The organism is Bifidobacterium castoris, from assembly GCF_003952025.1.
In the GTDB taxonomy this organism is placed as follows: domain Bacteria; phylum Actinomycetota; class Actinomycetes; order Actinomycetales; family Bifidobacteriaceae; genus Bifidobacterium; species Bifidobacterium castoris.
Genome location: NZ_QXGI01000002.1, coordinates 211,862 through 228,174 on the forward strand (window position 1 = coordinate 211,862; position 16,313 = coordinate 228,174).

A 16,313-nucleotide genomic window follows, 5' to 3' on the forward strand; every position below is an offset into this window, starting at 1 on the left:
CGTCTGGTCGGTCCGGTCTGCGATATCGAACCGGTTCGTCATAGGCTACGGTAGAGGGATGTTGAATCTATTACAAATACAGAACTCAGATATAATCATATGCAGGAAAAGAATGTAAGAAGTAATCGGAGGAACGATCATGGATATTCGACTGCTGCGTCATTTCGTCGCCGTCGTGCAGGAGGAAGGCATCTCCGCGGCCGCCGACGCGCTGCGCATGAGCCAGCCGGCGTTGTCGCGGCAGATGAAGGAGCTCGAGAAGGATCTCGGCGTGCGGCTCTTCGACCGCGGCAACCGTGGCCGCACGATCTCGCTGACGAAGGAAGGGCAGGTGTTCTACCGGCGCGCGCGGCAGATCATCGAGCTCGCCGACCGCGCCCGCGCAGAAGTGCACATGCACGACGAGGTCGAGGGCGTCGTGCACATCACGGCCGCGCAGACCTCGGCGATGGACTACGTCGGCCGCGCCGCCGCGCAGACGCGGCTGCTGTACCCGCATGTGAGCTTCGACCTGCACGACGACAACGGCCCGAACAACGTGGAACGGCTCAACAACGGCCTCGCCGACTTCGCCGTCGTCGTCCAGCCGACCGACATGGCGCGCTTCGATCATCTCGCGTTGCCCGGCCAGGACCGGCTCGGCGTCGGCATGCGCGCCGACGATCCGCTCGCCGGCCGCGCCGGCGTCACGAACGAGCTGCTCAAGGACATGCCGCTCATCGTCTCCTCCGGCACGATCGAACGGCGCGACCTGTCCGGATGGTACGCGTTGCCGGCGCCGCTCAACATCGTCGGCACGATGAACCTGCCGTTCAACGCGTCGCGCTTCGTGCGCGAGGGGTTCGGCTACATCCTGACGCTCGACCATCTCATCGAGGAGGGGGAGGACGCCGGACTCGTCTGGAAGCCGCTCGAACCGGAGCTGCGCATCCGTGTGAGCGTCATCTGGCGCAAGGACCGCGAGCTGTCGCGCGCCTCGCAGGCGTTCCTGCAGCAGCTGCGCGCGATCGTGCTGTGACTTGCGGCCGCCGCGCGCGGATCGTCTATGCGCCGCCCCGCGCCGGCTTCGGCACGCCGCCCATCGCACACAGTTCGTCGATCGTGACGAAGGAATAGCCCTGCTGTTTCAGATCGTCGATGATGCCAGGCAGCGCCTCGATGTCCTGCGTGCGGTCGCCGCCGCCGTCGTGCATCAGCGCGATCGCGCCGTTGTATGCGTTCCTGAGCACCTCGTCGTGGATCGCCTTCTTTCCGGGGCGTTTCCAGTCGAGCGTGTCGATGCTCCACAGCACGTTCATGTCGACGATGTCGGCCGCGTCCTTCCACTGCTGCACGCCGAAGGCGCCGTACGGCGCGCGCAGCACGCGCGTCTTCGTGCCGCTCGCCTGTTCGAGGTCGGCGAAGCCGGTGAGGATCTCCTTGCGCAGGTCGTCGCGCGACATGTCCGGCATGTACGGATGGCTGACGCTGTGCGACGCCACCTGGTGGCCCTCCTCGACCATCCGCCGCTCGAGCTTCGGATAGGCGAGCGCCTCCTCGCCGAGGTCGAAGAACGTGGCTTTCACCTTCTTCTTCCTGAGGATGTCGAGGATCGGCCCGGTGTACTGGCTCGGACCGTCGTCGAAGGTGAGCGCGATGACCTTCCTCCCGGCCGGCTGCGGCGCGAACGACTGCACGGTGAGCTTCTTCGCCGGCTTGATCTCCTTGTGGACGACCTCCTCCTTCGAGCGTTCGCCGATCCAGACCTCCTCCCGGCCGTCCTCGCCCTGCTGCGTGACGACCTGGATCGGGCCGTTGTTGAGATTGATGTCGGTGCCGTAGCGCTTCGTGCGCGTCTCACTCGTATGCGCCTCGGTGACGTCCTTGCCGGGCGTGACCGTCATAGTCCCGGCGTCGGCGATCGTCGTCGTGCCGTAGTCGGCGGCCGGCACCGCCGCGCCGTTGATGCTGACGGCGACCTGCTCGCCGCCGTCCTTGTCGAGCACCTTCCCCTTGAGCGACAGCAGACGGCCGCGCGCGCGGCCGAAATCGTCGTGCTCATCGAGGAAGCGGGCGATCGTCGTGTCCGCGCGCGCCGCCACCGTCTCGCCGTCGACGTTCACGTCGACGGAGCGCCAATGGAATCGCCACATCCACCATGCGCCCGCACCGAGCGCGACGACGACGAGCGCGACGAGCACGGTGACGACGGCGGCCGCCACCGGGCCCATCGTCCCGTGCGGCCGTTTCGGCGGCTTCGCGCTGCCCTGGAAATCGATCTCCTCGACGGCGGCGACGTCCTCCTCCTCTTCGTCGTCGTTGCCGTCGATGTCCAGCGATTGCAGATCCTCGTCGTAGCCGTCCCCGTCGGTATGTCCGTCCCTGTTGTGCGACACCGTGAACCGCCCTCCCCGTGCGCTGCCGGTCGCGGCCGCGGAGGCCGCCTTTGTGCTGCAGCCCAGCTTAGCATCGCGTTTCGCGGTCGGCTGCGGCACGGTGCATGCGCACACGCCATAAGATAGGAGGCATGACTATCGCAACTCCGGAACGTTACGCGCAGATGCTCGACGCCGCGCGGCAGGGGGGCTATGCGTACCCTGCGATCAATGTCACCAGCTCGCAGACGCTCAACGCCGCGCTGCAGGGGCTCGCCGAAGCGGAATCGGACGGCATCATCCAGGTGTCGGTGGGCGGTGCGGCCTACTTCTCCGGCCAGCGTGTACTCGACCGCGTCACCGGTTCGCTCGCCTTCGCTGCCTTCGCGCACGAGGTCGCGAGGAAATACCCGAACATCACCGTCGCGCTGCACACCGACCACTGCGCCAAGCAGTATCTCGACGAATGGGTGCGCCCGCTGCTCGACATCGAGATCGACGAGGTCGCGCACGGACGCGAGCCGATGTTCCAGTCGCATATGTGGGACGGCTCGACGGTGCCGCTCGCCGAGAACCTCGAGATCGCGCGCGAACTGCTCGACAAGTCGGTGCGCGCGCACACGGTGCTCGAGATCGAGATCGGCGCCGTCGGCGGTGAGGAGGACGGCCACAGCGCCGAAATCAACGAGAAGCTGTATTCGAGCGTCGAGGACGGCGTCGCCGTCGCCCGGGCGCTCGGGCTCGGCGAACGCGGCCGCTACATGGCCGCCTTCACCTTCGGCAACGTGCACGGCGCGTACAAGCCGGGCGTCGTCAAGCTGCGCCCGCAGCTGCTGCAGCAGATCCAGCACGGCGTGTGGGACCGCGCGGCCGCTGGCGAGATCGGCGTGGCGCTCGACGCGAACGTGCCCGACGGCAAACCCTTCGAGCTCGTGTTCCACGGCGGCTCCGGCTCGACGCCGCAGGAGATCGCCGAAGCCGTCTCGTACGGCGTCGTCAAGATGAACATCGACACCGATACGCAGTACGCGTTCACACGCGCGATCGCCGACCACATGTTCCGCCACTACGACGGGGTGCTCAAAGTGGACGGCGAGGTCGGCGACAAGAAGAAGTACGATCCGCGTTCGTGGGGCAAGGAGGCCGAGGCGTCGATGGCGGCGCGCGTCGTCGAGGCGTGCCGCCAGCTCGGTTCGGCCGGGCGCGCGCTCAGGTAGCGCGGCGCCTACGCGATCGTTGGGGAACCCGTGTTGGGGGAGTTCCTCTACGTGGGCTGCAAGGCCCGCGTAGAGGGGCTACGGTAATCTGTCCTCGGCGGATCCGGAGAACCAGCGGAGGTGGAGCATGCCAGGAATCGTCTTGATCGGCGCCCAATGGGGCGACGAGGGTAAAGGCAAGGCGACCGACCTGATTGGAACGAAGGTCGATTACGTAGCGCGTTTCAACGGCGGCAACAACGCCGGGCACACCGTCGTCGTCGGCGACGAATCGTATGCGCTGCATCTGCTGCCGTCCGGCATCATCAGCCCGAACGCGACCCCGGTCATCGGCAATGGCGTCGTCGTCGATCCGGAGGTGCTCTTCGAGGAGATCGACGGCCTGGAAAGCCGCGGCATCGACTGCTCACGCCTGCTTGTCAGCGAGTCGGCGAACGTCATCGCCCCGTACCACCGCATGATCGACAAGGTCACCGAACGTTTCGCCGGCAAGAAGAAGATCGGCACGACCGGCCGCGGCATCGGCCCTGCGTATGCGGACAAGATCAACCGCATCGGCATCCGCGTGGCCGACCTCTTCGACGAGGGGCATCTGCGCGACAAGGTCGAGAACGCGTTGCGCCAGAAGAACCAGATGCTCGTCAAACTGTACAACCGCCGCCCGGTGGACGTCGACGCGACCGTCGAGGAGCTGCTCGAGCTCGGGGAGCGGCTCAAGCCGTACGTGGCGAACACGTCGCTCGTGCTCAACCAGGCGCTCGACGACGGCAAGACCGTGCTGTTCGAAGGCGGCCAGGCGACGATGCTCGACATCGACCACGGCACCTACCCCTTCGTCACGTCGTCGAATCCGACGGCGGGCGGCGCGTGCACCGGCACCGGCGTCGGCCCGACGAAGATCGACCGCGTCATCGGCGTCTCGAAGGCGTACGTGACGCGCGTCGGCGAAGGCCCGTTCCCGACCGAGCTGTTCGACGAGTGGGGCGACTGGCTGCGCGCCCAGGGCCATGAATACGGCGTGACGACCGGTCGTCCGCGCCGCTGCGGTTGGTTCGACGCCGTCGTCAACCGCTATGCGACGCAGGTGAACGGTCTGACCGACATCGTGCTGACGAAGCTCGATGTGCTCACCGGCCTTGAGGAGATCCCGATCTGCGTCGCCTACGACGTGGACGGCGTGCGCTACGACGACATGCCGACCGACCAGTTCGCGTTCGCCGCCGCGAAGCCGATCTACGAGACGATGCCGGGCTGGACCGAGGACATCTCGCAGGTGCATCGCTTCGAGGACCTCCCGGCGAACTGCCAGGCCTATGTGAAGCGGCTCGAGGAGCTGTCCGGCTGCCGGATCTCGGTGATCGGCACCGGTCCGCAGCGCGACCACATCATCCAGATCCACTCGCTCATCGACTGAATCCATCCGTATCCATCCGTTGCACGCTATTGCTCAACGGGCGCCGGGCCGTCCATGACGAGGACCGTCCGGCGCCCTTCCATGTTCCACGGGTTATCATGTCAGCACACGCCGAAACCCAGAGCTGTATTGAGGCGGTGATTTTCGTATGAACACGCAACACAACGAGTCCGAACAACCGGCGTCGCAGACCGCGGAGTCCGAAAAACCCGGACCGTCATCGGCGTCGGCGGCGCCGATGACGGCCGAGGACACCGGCGACCTTCGCAAGGAGCTGATGCAGCCCCATCCGACCGGGGCCGCCGCCGCGCGCAAGCCGCCGAGCGTCCCGTTGGCGCCGATGAAGCGCATGCAGGCGCGCTTCAATCCGCTCGCCGACGGCATGGTCTATCTCGTCGTGTTCCTCGGCGGCTGCGTCGGCACCGCGCTGCGTTACGGGCTGTGGCTCGCATTGCCGTATCCGGGTTCCGACTCCCCGCTGTGGATGGCGTTCCATCCGGCCACCTTCCTCGCGAACATGATCGCCTGCTTCATCTTTGCGCTGCTCACGTCCTACATGTCCCAAGCGATCTGGTTGCGCAAACGGGTGCGACAGCTTGCGAGCCGCGGCGTCGGCATGGGCATGTGCGGCGGCTTCTCGACGTTGTCCGCGATGATGATCGAGGACATCACGGCGCTGCACAACAGCGGCTATCTGAGCTTCATCATCTACACGGTGCTGAGCTTCATCGCGGGCATCATCGTCGCCTGGTTCGGCTCGTGGCTCGGGCTCAAACTCACGGCGGTGCGCTCGGCCAGCCTCGCCGTGGCCGACGCGTTGCGCAATCAGGAGCAGCCGAAGCCGGCGATCGGCGTGCGCGTGCCGACCGATGCCGCTGCCGCCGATGCGATGCCATACGACGACGCCAATCCGCAGACCGACGAGATCCCGGTCGTCCACGCCGATCCGCTGACCGGGGAGGTGAAGTGATGGGCGCGTTCCTGCTCGTCTGCATATGCGGAGGCCTTGGCGCCGTCGCCCGTTTCGTGCTCAACACGTCAATCCAGCGCTGGTGGAACCGAGCCTACCCGCTTTCGACGTTCATCATCAACATCATCGCGGCCATGCTCGCCGGCATGGCCGCCGGCGCCTATTTCTACCAGACCGTCAGCTATTCCACGTACCTGTTGTTCGTGGCCGGCTTCCTCGGCGGCTTCTCCACGTTCTCCACGGCGATCAACGAAATGGTCTCGCTCACGCGCACGCGTCAATTCACCGTGGCTGCGTTCTACTTCCTCACCACGCTCGTCGTGCCGTTCCTCGCCGTGATCCTCGGCTGGTGGCTCGTCTCCTTCGGCCACTAGTGCGCACGGTAACTGCTTCTCTTTCCTCATCTTGCGAGAGTTTCCGGTTGGGCCTCGGCGGTTTTCTTTTCCGGGGGAGTGTCAGTGGCGCAAAACAGTTGAGACCCAGTCGTTTTCTGTCACTGACAGATTCTCGGTGGCAGGTTTCGGCTGAGTCTCAACTGTTTTGTTTCAGGCCGATTACTCAGTGGGTTTCATGAAGAAAATGAGAATTATGATTCCACGCTGGTTTGTGCGGCATCGTCATCTTTCTTTCCTGATTCCAACTGTTTTTTCTTCATGCGCGCGCGACGGCACTGATGCAGGCACCAGCCTGTGCATGAGCAGGACAGCAGGAGTGCGACGCATCCCCATGCATAGTGCTGTACTGATCGTACCGCACAATCAAGCCCATGGTCGGCTGATCCGTCCCATGCGCTCTGCTGGTATGTGTAACTGTGTTCCATCCCCAAATCAAAGATGGGTGTTCCGATGCACGTGCCTCCTGTCGGACCCGCCGGATTCCTGACGAAAAGGAAATATGCGACGAATCCTGCCGCGACTGAAACGGCCAGGCAGGCGAGATGCCGTTTCCTCAGGTACTGCGGGTACATCAGTATGGCCACAAGGGAATACAGCTGCACAGGCACATTGATCACCAGAATGGCTGCAGCGAGCAATCCGTACCATGTGATTCCGGGAAGAGAAAGAAGATGCGCCATGATTCAACCCTAAATCCAGGTATTCTTTTTTACTGAGGTGAGACCATGCATGTCTAATAATGGGATAGTTTTTGGTATAATTGTTTCATTCTAATGTTTGTTGATTGTTTTGAGAAGCTGATGCCGACCGCATATGGGGTTAAGGCTTCATAATGTGCGGTACTGTGATCACGAGTTCGATTAGTGCGCATGCGCCGAGCAGCAGGACTGATGAGAGCAGCCACCACTTGAGAGGGAAGACTGCAGGCACTGCTCCGAATGTCGGTGCCATGACCTGTGCGGTCCACCACGAGCCCAACCATATGCAGAAGGCCGCCTGTACACTCGCCGCGCAGACTGCAATGATCGCCTGCAATACCTGCTGCATGACCTGCTGAACGGGGGTGGCTCCGGCCAAGGCGCTGAGAATCATGGACTCGCGTTGCCTCCTACCCTCCATGATCAACGATGCCAGTGCAGTGCTGAGTGCAATGAGCAGTGGCAGTGCGCACAGTGTGAACAAGGAACTCATATCGGCCCGCACGCTGGAACCACCCCCTGTGTGTGCGTTGAGCGCGGAAGCAAGCGTCCATGCCGGCGCAATCACACCGAGAGGCAATGCCACGCATAGCGTCATTGGATTGATGGCGGCAAGTGCCTGCGCCGGCCGGTCCGTGAAGGCACAGAGCGCCAAACGACCGACGGCCGAATGGGGGAGCAGCCGCGTGCATGCGCGTACGATTCCCAAGGCGCAGTATGGGCCGGCGACCACGCATACTATGGCGGCGAGCGCGGAAACCCCCATGCCGGCGGGGACGAATGAATCGGCGCTCATGACCATGCGGCCGCTGCGTGCGGCCCCGACGGTTGGCCAGACAAGACCGACCAGACCACCGGCGAGGGCTATGGCGAACGCCAGACGAATCCACGATGTTCGTGCTTGCGGATTGCGCCACAGCTGCACCTGTTGCGCGGGGGTGACGCGAAGCTGGCGGCGTGCCCTGACCGCGGTGGCGGCGAATGAGATGCCGAGCAGGCACAGCATGGCAACGAGTATGGCCGTATGTGAATAGCGGGGAGTCAATACGCCGTGCAATCCGGCGACATGCGTCATGATCCATTGGCATGCCACACCCATCAGCGGCCATGCGACGGCAATCCCAATCCCCATGCCGACGAGAATGGCTGCGGCGATCTGCATGGCGAATATGAGCGCGCATTGCGCGGGGGACGCGCCGGCGAGCGAAAGCCGGGCGAGAATCTCCGAGCGTGCGTCGAATACCTGCCGCAACGTGCCACTGACTGCGGTGAAGCCCACCACCACAGTCAAAAACACATGCATGCCCCATATGGACCATAGGCCTGACGCTGACTCGGCGCCGATGCTGCCGATGGACTGTGCATCGGCAATCGCTGTGCACATGAGGCACAGCACGGCTGTGCTGAATCCGAGGGTTAGAAACACAACGGCTGCGGAGAGCCAGACGCGTATGGAATGCGCGGTGTCTCGCACGACGAGTCTAAGGAATGCGCCTGCTGCGCCCCCGCTGACCACCCCGCTCATGCGCCCACCACCGTGGTCAACGCTCCAGCCACCACGGCCACGTCCTGCGTCTGCAGCTCGCGGACGATGCGCCCGTCCTGCAGCATGAGAATCCGGTCGCATTGCGCTGCGACGAGCGGATCGTGCGTGACGATGAGCACACTCCCACGCGATGCGTTCGGGTCTGTGCCGGCACATGCGCGCAGCAGTCGCATCACCGTGGCAACCATCGCGGTGTCGAGCGCCCCTGTGGGTTCGTCGGCCAGCACGATGCGTGGCTGTTGTGCGAGCACGCGTGCCAATGCTACGCGCTGCTGCTCTCCGCCCGACAGGTTGCTTGTACGCTCGTTGGCATACTGATCCATGCCAACCGCTGCCAACACCTCGCGAATCTGAGACTTCGTGATGTGCCGGTGCCCGAGCTGGAGAGGCAGTGCCACATTCTGCGAGGCCGTCAGATACGGCACGAGCTGGTATTGCTGGAACACGAATCCTACGTCGGTACGGCGTAGTTTCGCGCGTTTGGACAGCGAGAGGCCTCGCATATCGTTCCCGAGCAGCTCGATGGTTCCCGAATCCACGTTCTCCAGCCCTGCCAGACATGACAGCAACGTCGACTTTCCCGCCCCCGAACGCCCCATGATCGCCACCATCTCACCGGCGTGGATCTCGAGACTCACACCGTTGAGAATTCGCACAGTGCCATGGCCATCGCGGAATACCTTGCTGATGTCTCGGCAACGGATAGAAGCATTGACATTATTCATACGATTACATCATTCTCGCTAGAAGTATTAAATAATAAAGGATATATATAATTACAACAATGATATTTATTGTATTTATTGTCTTAATTATTTGGCAGTTGTTTCTCTTGTCTTTAGTTTGCTGTTCAGATAGGATTGCAAGCAGTGCCTTATAGCCATCGGAGTCAAGTAGCGGAATCGCATTCCAGAGGATTCCGATGCCAAACCAGCAGGCAACTACTATTAGGTTCCATGATTGCTGATGCATGGCATATGCTAAGACAATATTGTTTGTGATGCAGTTTGCTAGTACTCCAGAGCTGTGAACAGTAAACTTTTGCCTTTTGTGGAGGAGATTTACGTCGTTCATTCTAATATAAAATGCAGGAAATATGTAGTAGTTGATTTTTATTCCCGCGCAATCGGGTTTTCTGCCAAATAGGCGAAGAGCGAGGTAATGTGCGCCTTCGTGAAGGAACATCTGGGAAAGGCTATACGCTCCTACCTTCCAAAGAATATTCCATGTGATGTATATTTTATAGGTGAAGGCGATGTACATTGTTAGTAGGCATGCAGAGAAGACCGATACGGAAAGCACAATTACGTAAGCCCACCACGATCTGTCACTTATTGCTTCATTCTCAGGAGTTCCTTTCGTTTGTGCGAGAGCGACTAATTCTTTGTTGGTGGTTTGGTAGACTTTGCCGGTGTCTGATTGCTTTAATATGCAGACATTGTTAAATGAAAAAATTTCGCATCCACTCTCTTTAATACGGAAGTAAGAGCTACTTTTCATTTTTAATAGTCTCCGATGTGGTCAGCCACTTCAAGAATTCGGCATTAGAAAAGAGTTGATTGCAGACTTCGCATACATTAATGTATGGCGGGTCTGGAAGGCCAGGTACTCCATCAAGCCGAGCATGATCCATTAACCAGCCAAAACCCTCTTTCCTCATGAGTGAAAATAGACGGTTGTATTGCACGGTATGCAAGGCCTTGTTGACATCTATTTCTTTCGTTGAGCCAAGAGAGTACGTTTCCTGAAATGCTGATGGAGAACAACATGGGTACACTTTTCCATCGAAGTGATAAGTCACCTGAAACCCTGGGCAATGCAAGTTGGCGGAAGAGTCTTCTGGACGGAATAGGTCTGTGCTGGGGATGCTGACTGCGCGACCCACTCGTTGCAATGGATAGCGAAAAATAGGCACACCGAGAACCGCCTCGCCTAGTGCTTCTAGAAGTGATGCTCCCGTATGATTTTTGGTAACGACCATATCTATGGAGCATTGCATCCTATTTTCCCGACAGGCGTTCAGGCAGTTTTGGATTCTTGAGATGGGAATGTGTGCTTCGTGAAAATCATCTACGCTGAATCCTAGCGAACTAATCCCGGCTTTCTGTAATGCACGTACTTTGGCATCTGCGGATATTGAAGTAATACCCCAAAACCCATTGGTCATGACTGTGCATTTTTTGTTATTGCTTTTAGCGATCTGTGCACATTTGAGAATGAGTGGGAATCTTAGAAGTGCTTCGCCGCCACTGATTGCTATCGTGTCGACATTAATATTGCGAGCCGCACCATCAACAATGCGAAGTACCTCATCATCTGATAGATGCAGCTCGCTTTGAGGACTTGAAGCAAAGCAGCAATGAGCACATCTAATATTGCATTTTTGATCGATTACAACACCGATTGTAGTCATACTAAATATTTGCTCCAAGTCTTTTGTTTACCAATGGAAGATGGTTCCGGCCGTCACGAAATACCCAAGATCGTCTTGGTCGGCCAGTTCTACCAGCTGTGTGTCTGAAGCGAATGCACTCAGCAAGGACTCCTCATCGTTGTGCAGCATGGTGTCTCCTTTCTCTTTTCTCGCTTTGTGGTTAGGGGCATTCATAAATCTAAAACGTTTGCTACGGTGGAGATGAGAGAAAGAAGTCCCCTATTTGGTGGACGTTTCGCCGCAAGCATAAGAGAAGGAGGGGGTCTCTGGAGCGATGGCGGGAACAGATGAGACTGCTGAGATTCACATTGCGATTGTGGACAACGATGCCATGGTCGGCCGCATGCTCGGAGAACTGCTGGCCATGCTCGACCCACACATGATCACCGACTATTGCTGGCGCACAGGGGAGGAGGCCGTCGACTCCTGCATGGCATTGCTTGAGGAGGGGCGACTGCCCGACGTGCTGATCTCCGATCTGGAGATGCCTGTGATGGGCGGCATCGACGTGGCCCGTGCCATTCGTCACGTCACCTCGCACATGGGGATTCTGCTCATCACCGCGTTCACGACATCGCAATCCATTGAGATGGCCGCACAATCCGGCGCGCAAGGACTCGTCTACAAGGATTCCTCGAATGAGGAGCTGCTCGACGCGGTTCGACTTGCTGCGCAAGGTCTTCCCGTGGACAGTCGATTCCCCACGTGCGAGCAGTCGCACGCGAATCTGCTCAGCCAGCCGACTGCAACAATACCGGCATTGTCAGCCATGCAATGCACGATCATTCGCATGTGCGCCGACGGTTTGAGCACTGCGGAGATCGCGCGCATGCTCGACATTCGCGAATCGAGCGTCAACGAGCACGTCAAACGTGCCATGGGCAAGTTCGGCGTGCATACGCGCGCGCATCTCATTGCCATGTGCATACGCAAGGGGCTCATCTGATGGTGGCGATGTCCAAGTTGCGCCGCCCCTCTCCAACCGTCGTTGCCGTCATGATCGTCGCGCTGCTGCTCACGGCGCTTGAATGGTCCCTGTTGCCTACGCATCCGTGGGTCGGTACGCTGTTCACGCTCGTGCACTGCCTGTTGCTTGTCGGAACGATCTGGTCGCCGGTGGCATGCACGGGTCTCATGGTCGCGCTGCACGTCGTGTGGATGTTCATGACGCATGGCGATGCGGGAACCACTCAATTATGGGGTCTGTGGGCGGCGTTCGGCATCACGGCGGCGCAATCCGCGAGCACTCTTACCGCGCTGTTGCCGCTGATCTGCACTGTCTCCACGTTCTGCGAGCGTTCCGTGGTGCGCGACCAGCCAGTGAGTAGCAGTCTCATGATCGCCGTCACCTATTGGGCCGCATGGATGATCGGCGAGCTTGTGCAGATCACCAGGCAACGCAATCGTTCGCGTCAGCGCCAGCGTCAGCTCGCACAGCAGGAGCGGCTTGCCGCGCAGATTCACGATGCACTGAGTGCCGAGATGTCGTATCTCATGCTGCACATGCGCAAAGATGCCGCCGATCCGCGGTTTGACGACCATGCGCGCGCCGAGTTCGCGACGATGGCACAGAGTGCCTCAGATGCGTTGTGCAGCGTGCGCGATCTCGTACACGAGCTCGCTCCTGCACATCATGATGGGGCGCTGCGAGCACAACAGCGTGCCAATCAATCCGCGGTCCTCGCCGAAGAGATTCACCGCGTGGAATCGAGGCTGCGCAATCTGGGATTCTCCGGCTCGATCAAGCTGACCGGTGACGCGGGTGGCATTCCGGTTGCTGTGTTTGCGCTCGCGCATCGCGCGGTTCATGAACTCGGCGCGAACATCATGCGGCACGGCGAACCTGCGCCATACGATATGACGCTCGATATTGCGGAACACGTATGCATCGACTCGCATAATTCGGTGCGGAACAACGGTGTCCCGGCCTCCGGCACCGGTCTGGATTCACTGCGGCAGGCAGTGGAGGCATGCGGTGGCAGTGTGATCTGCGAGCTCAACGGAACAATCTGGCATACGCGAGTGGTCGTTCCAAACAATGGGTTGCGTGCCAAATGATGACGGCAGGGTATCTCGCCTAACGGATGACACTAAGACGCATAGTCATGCATGCAGGTGACGGATTTCCAAGGATTTCCGGCGACTGATCCCGCCAAATGAGCCCTTGATGTCAGCCGTTAAGCGAGATACGCCGACATCAACATTCGGTGCACACTCCGAAGTGCGTCTTCGCCGTCAACGTGCTGGCTCACGAGGTGCACTCACCGACGCGTGGTGGCACGCTCATGCAGCGTCACCGGAATGATCGACTCAGTCGATTCGTTCTGCGCGTGGGAATCGACGGAGGAATCGTCGGTCACACTGTTCTCTGTGCGCACGCAATTCTCGATCTCGCGCTCCACCTGCTCGGCGATCGTGTGCGCAATCCGGGTGAAATCCTGCACCACCGAAGTGAGCGGCAGTCCCGCGCAGTCGGTGATGATCGTGCCATCGTACGCAATGATCTGCAGTCGCTCGGGTACGGCGATTCCGCGCGCGCGAGCCTCCTGCACGGCGAATGCGGCGGCGAGGTCGGAGCCGACGAACGCGTCCATGTCGGCGTGCTCGTCGAACGCGCGGCGCACCGCGCTGCACATGCCCGCGAGTTCGAACACCTCGCCGGATTCGATGTACGCGTGCGCGATATGTGATTCATTGAGATGGTTTTCCAGTGTGGTGACATATCGGACGGTGGGGAATGTGGTGCGGCCTTCGCCGAGATCGCCGAACTGCGCGCGCGGACCGCCTACCATGACCACGCGCCGTGCGTGCGTGCGCATCAACAGATCGGCGATCAATTCACCGCCGTGCGCATGGTCCGAGCTCACCTGGGCGATGCGCGCCCCGAGATTGCGGTCGAAGGCGACGATCGGGCGGCCGATCGACGCCCAGTAGTCGGGATCGTGCGTCGTATGCGCGGCGACGACGAGCGCGTCGAGGCTGCGCTGGCGCAGCATGTCGACGTACTGCGCCTCGCCGTTCGCGGAATCGACGGTCGAGCACAGCATCGTGCGCAGTCCGCGCGCGGAGAACTCGCGCTGCAGCTGAGACGTAAGCGTCGCGAAGAACGGATGGCGAATCGTCGGGACGATGACGCCGACGATGCCGGTGCGGCCGTGGTAGAAGTGGCGGGCGAGCTCGTTGGGGACGTAGTTGAGGTCGCTCATCGCCTGCTCGACCTTCGCGCGCATGTCCTGCGACACGTATCCGGTGCCGTTGATGACGAGTGAGACGCTGCTCACCGAGACTCCCGCGCGTTTCGCGACGTCGCGCATGCCGACCATCCGTGCCTCCTGTCTGGTATGCCATGGTGTTGCCGATGCCGGTCCGACGCGTATCCGCGGGGCTGGCGCCCGCTCGTGTCGCGCCGGTTCGGCGAATCCCATTGTAGATGTGGCGCGCTCCGGTGCCGGTCATGGCGCGACCGGTGACCGCCGTGGTGGCAGCCGCGATGGTCGTCTGCGGTCGATGGGTGGATAGCGCTGGCCGCCTGCCTGTTGTATCGAACCGGTTCGACACGCCGAGCGGGCAATCATGTTGCGCAACCGTCGGACCGGTGTCATAATCGTCAGTATCGAACCGGTTCGATACAACACCGTCGATCCGGTCCCGGGCTTCGGCCCGACCGATTAATCCCAACGGGGTGATTGACCGACCATACCTGACTCGACGAGGAGGAACCTGTGAAAAACAAAGTACAGCTCATCACCTATGCGAATCGTCTCGGCGACGGCAACCTCGCCTCGCTGACCGACATCCTGCGCACCCGTTTCGACGGCGTCTACGAAGGCGTGCACATCCTGCCGTTCTTCACGCCCTTCGACGGCGCCGACGCCGGCTTCGACCCGATCGACCATACGCAGGTCGACCCGCGTCTCGGCGACTGGGACGACGTCGCCGAACTCGCGAAGACGCACGACATCATGGTCGACGCGATCGTCAACCACATGAGCTGGCAGTCGCGCCAGTTCCAGGACGTGCTCAAGCGCGGCGAGGACTCTGAGTACTATCCGATGTTCCTGACGATGAGCTCGGTGTTCCCGGACGGGGCGACCGAGGAGGAGCTCGCCGGCATCTACCGTCCGCGCCCGGGCCTGCCGTTCACGCACTACAGCTTCGCCGGCAAGACGCGACTCGTGTGGGTCACGTTCACGCCGCAGCAGGTGGACATCGACACCGACTCCACTGAAGGCTGGGACTACCTGATGTCGATCTTCGACCAGATGGGCAAGTCGCACGTCAAGTACATCCGCCTCGACGCCGTCGGCTACGGCGCGAAGGAAGCCGGCACAAGCTGCTTCATGACGCCTAAGACCTTCGAGTTGATCTCGCGGCTGCGCGAGGAGGGCGCCAAGCGCGGCCTCGAGATCCTCATCGAAGTCCACTCGTACTACAAGAAGCAGGTGGAGATCGCCGCGAAGGTGGACCGCGTCTACGACTTCGCGCTGCCGCCGCTGCTGCTGCACTCGTTGTTCACCGGCAAGGTGGACGCGCTCGCGCACTGGACCGACATCCGTCCGAACAACGCCGTCACCGTCCTCGATACGCATGACGGCATCGGCGTCATCGACATCGGCTCCGACCAGCTCGATCGCTCGCTCAAGGGACTCGTCCCCGACGAGGACGTCGACGCGATGGTCGAGACGATCGCGAGGAACACGCACGGCGAATCGAAGGAGGCGACCGGCGCCGCCGCGTCGAACCTCGACCTCTACCAGGTGAACTCCACCTACTATTCGGCGCTCGGCTGCAACGACCAGCACTACATCGCCGCGCGCGCCGTGCAGTTCTTCCTGCCCGGCGTGCCGCAGGTGTACTACGTCGGCGCGCTCGCCGGCAGGAACGACATGGCGCTGCTCAAGCGCACGAACGTCGGCCGCGACATCAACCGCCACTACTACACGACCGCCGAGATCGACGCGGACCTCGAGCGTCCGGTCGTGCAGGCGCTCAACGCGCTCGCGCGCTTCCGCAACGAGCTGTCCGCGTTCGACGGCGACTTCGACTACGCGACGAGCGACGACGGCGCGACGATCAGTTTCACGTGGAACGATGATGACACGTCGGCGACGCTGGCCTTCACGCCGTCGAAGGGCGTCGGCGCCGACAACGCGCAGCCGGTGGCGACGCTCGTCTGGAAGGACGCCGCGGGCGAACATGTCAGCGACGACCTGATCGCGACCCCGCCGGTCGTGCACATGGACTGAGCGAGCCTCCCGCGAGCGGACAACGAAGTAGAAAAGAAA

Annotated in this window: 16 protein-coding genes; 8 read left to right on the top strand and 8 right to left on the bottom strand. The window is 61.1% G+C overall.

What is annotated here, in order from left to right; translation table 11 throughout:
* Positions 1–139 precede the first annotated feature (139 nt).
* The gene (locus D2E22_RS03110; protein WP_126031666.1) at positions 140–1,018 is read left to right on the top strand and encodes a LysR family transcriptional regulator; all 879 of its coding nucleotides are present in this window, start codon (positions 140–142) and stop codon (positions 1,016–1,018) included.
* Positions 1,019–1,043: 25 nt separating this feature from the next.
* On the opposite strand, the gene D2E22_RS03115 is transcribed toward D2E22_RS03110, so the two are convergent.
* On the bottom strand, positions 1,044–2,489 hold the full coding sequence (locus tag D2E22_RS03115) for a polysaccharide deacetylase family protein (protein ID WP_241218149.1): 1,446 nt from the start codon (positions 2,487–2,489) through the stop codon (positions 1,044–1,046).
* Between the two features lie 17 nt (positions 2,490–2,506).
* Here D2E22_RS03115 and fbaA point away from each other — a divergent pair, with 17 nt between their 5' ends.
* From fbaA to D2E22_RS03135, 4 genes are all read left to right on the top strand, one after another.
* The gene (gene fbaA, locus D2E22_RS03120; protein ID WP_126031667.1) at positions 2,507–3,571 is read left to right on the top strand and encodes a class II fructose-bisphosphate aldolase; all 1,065 of its coding nucleotides are present in this window, start codon (positions 2,507–2,509) and stop codon (positions 3,569–3,571) included.
* A gap of 127 nt (positions 3,572–3,698) precedes the next feature.
* Positions 3,699–4,985 (top strand): adenylosuccinate synthase, encoded by a 1,287-nt coding sequence (locus D2E22_RS03125; RefSeq protein WP_126031668.1) that lies wholly within the window; start codon positions 3,699–3,701, stop codon positions 4,983–4,985.
* Between the two features lie 148 nt (positions 4,986–5,133).
* Positions 5,134–5,955, top strand: coding sequence for a fluoride efflux transporter FluC (locus D2E22_RS03130; protein WP_126031669.1), 822 nt, complete (start codon positions 5,134–5,136; stop codon positions 5,953–5,955).
* Positions 5,955–6,329: a fluoride efflux transporter FluC gene (locus D2E22_RS03135; protein WP_126031670.1), complete on the top strand. Its 375-nt coding sequence runs from the start codon at positions 5,955–5,957 to the stop codon at positions 6,327–6,329. The genes D2E22_RS03130 and D2E22_RS03135 overlap by 1 nt, the downstream gene beginning before the upstream one ends.
* A gap of 212 nt (positions 6,330–6,541) precedes the next feature.
* Here D2E22_RS03135 and D2E22_RS03140 read toward each other — a convergent pair whose 3' ends face one another.
* From D2E22_RS03140 to D2E22_RS10850, 6 genes are all read right to left on the bottom strand, one after another.
* The gene (locus tag D2E22_RS03140; protein ID WP_126031671.1) at positions 6,542–7,030 is read right to left on the bottom strand and encodes a hypothetical protein; all 489 of its coding nucleotides are present in this window, start codon (positions 7,028–7,030) and stop codon (positions 6,542–6,544) included.
* 139 nt (positions 7,031–7,169) lie between these two features.
* On the bottom strand, positions 7,170–8,573 hold the full coding sequence (locus tag D2E22_RS03145; RefSeq protein ID WP_126031672.1) for an FtsX-like permease family protein: 1,404 nt from the start codon (positions 8,571–8,573) through the stop codon (positions 7,170–7,172).
* Positions 8,570–9,319 carry an ABC transporter ATP-binding protein gene (locus D2E22_RS03150; RefSeq protein WP_126031673.1) on the bottom strand — a complete coding sequence of 250 codons (750 nt, stop codon included), beginning with the start codon at positions 9,317–9,319 and terminating at the stop codon, positions 8,570–8,572. Before D2E22_RS03150 ends, D2E22_RS03145 begins: the two co-directional genes overlap by 4 nt.
* 4 nt (positions 9,320–9,323) lie before the next feature.
* Positions 9,324–10,094, bottom strand: coding sequence for a zinc metalloprotease (locus tag D2E22_RS03155; RefSeq protein WP_126031674.1), 771 nt, complete (start codon positions 10,092–10,094; stop codon positions 9,324–9,326).
* Complete coding sequence (locus D2E22_RS03160; protein WP_126031675.1) at positions 10,084–11,007, bottom strand: radical SAM protein; 924 nt, start codon at positions 11,005–11,007, stop codon at positions 10,084–10,086. Before D2E22_RS03160 ends, D2E22_RS03155 begins: the two co-directional genes overlap by 11 nt.
* A 27-nt stretch (positions 11,008–11,034) precedes the next feature.
* The gene (locus D2E22_RS10850) at positions 11,035–11,157 is read right to left on the bottom strand and encodes a hypothetical protein (protein ID WP_277600005.1); all 123 of its coding nucleotides are present in this window, start codon (positions 11,155–11,157) and stop codon (positions 11,035–11,037) included.
* A 187-nt stretch (positions 11,158–11,344) separates the two neighbouring features.
* Between D2E22_RS10850 and D2E22_RS03165 the strand changes: the two genes are divergently transcribed.
* Entirely contained in the window at positions 11,345–11,974 is a 630-nt protein-coding gene (locus D2E22_RS03165; protein ID WP_164518398.1) for a response regulator transcription factor, read from the top strand.
* Positions 11,974–13,086 carry a sensor histidine kinase gene (locus D2E22_RS03170; RefSeq protein ID WP_126031677.1) on the top strand — a complete coding sequence of 371 codons (1,113 nt, stop codon included), beginning with the start codon at positions 11,974–11,976 and terminating at the stop codon, positions 13,084–13,086. Before D2E22_RS03165 ends, D2E22_RS03170 begins: the two co-directional genes overlap by 1 nt.
* 203 nt (positions 13,087–13,289) lie before the next feature.
* Here D2E22_RS03170 and D2E22_RS03175 read toward each other — a convergent pair whose 3' ends face one another.
* Positions 13,290–14,351, bottom strand: a complete 1,062-nt coding sequence (locus D2E22_RS03175) for a LacI family DNA-binding transcriptional regulator (RefSeq protein WP_126031678.1) — start codon at positions 14,349–14,351, stop codon at positions 13,290–13,292.
* 399 nt (positions 14,352–14,750) lie between these two features.
* Here D2E22_RS03175 and gtfA point away from each other — a divergent pair, with 399 nt between their 5' ends.
* Complete coding sequence (gene gtfA, locus D2E22_RS03180; RefSeq protein WP_126031679.1) at positions 14,751–16,274, top strand: sucrose phosphorylase; 1,524 nt, start codon at positions 14,751–14,753, stop codon at positions 16,272–16,274.
* Positions 16,275–16,313 lie beyond the last annotated feature (39 nt).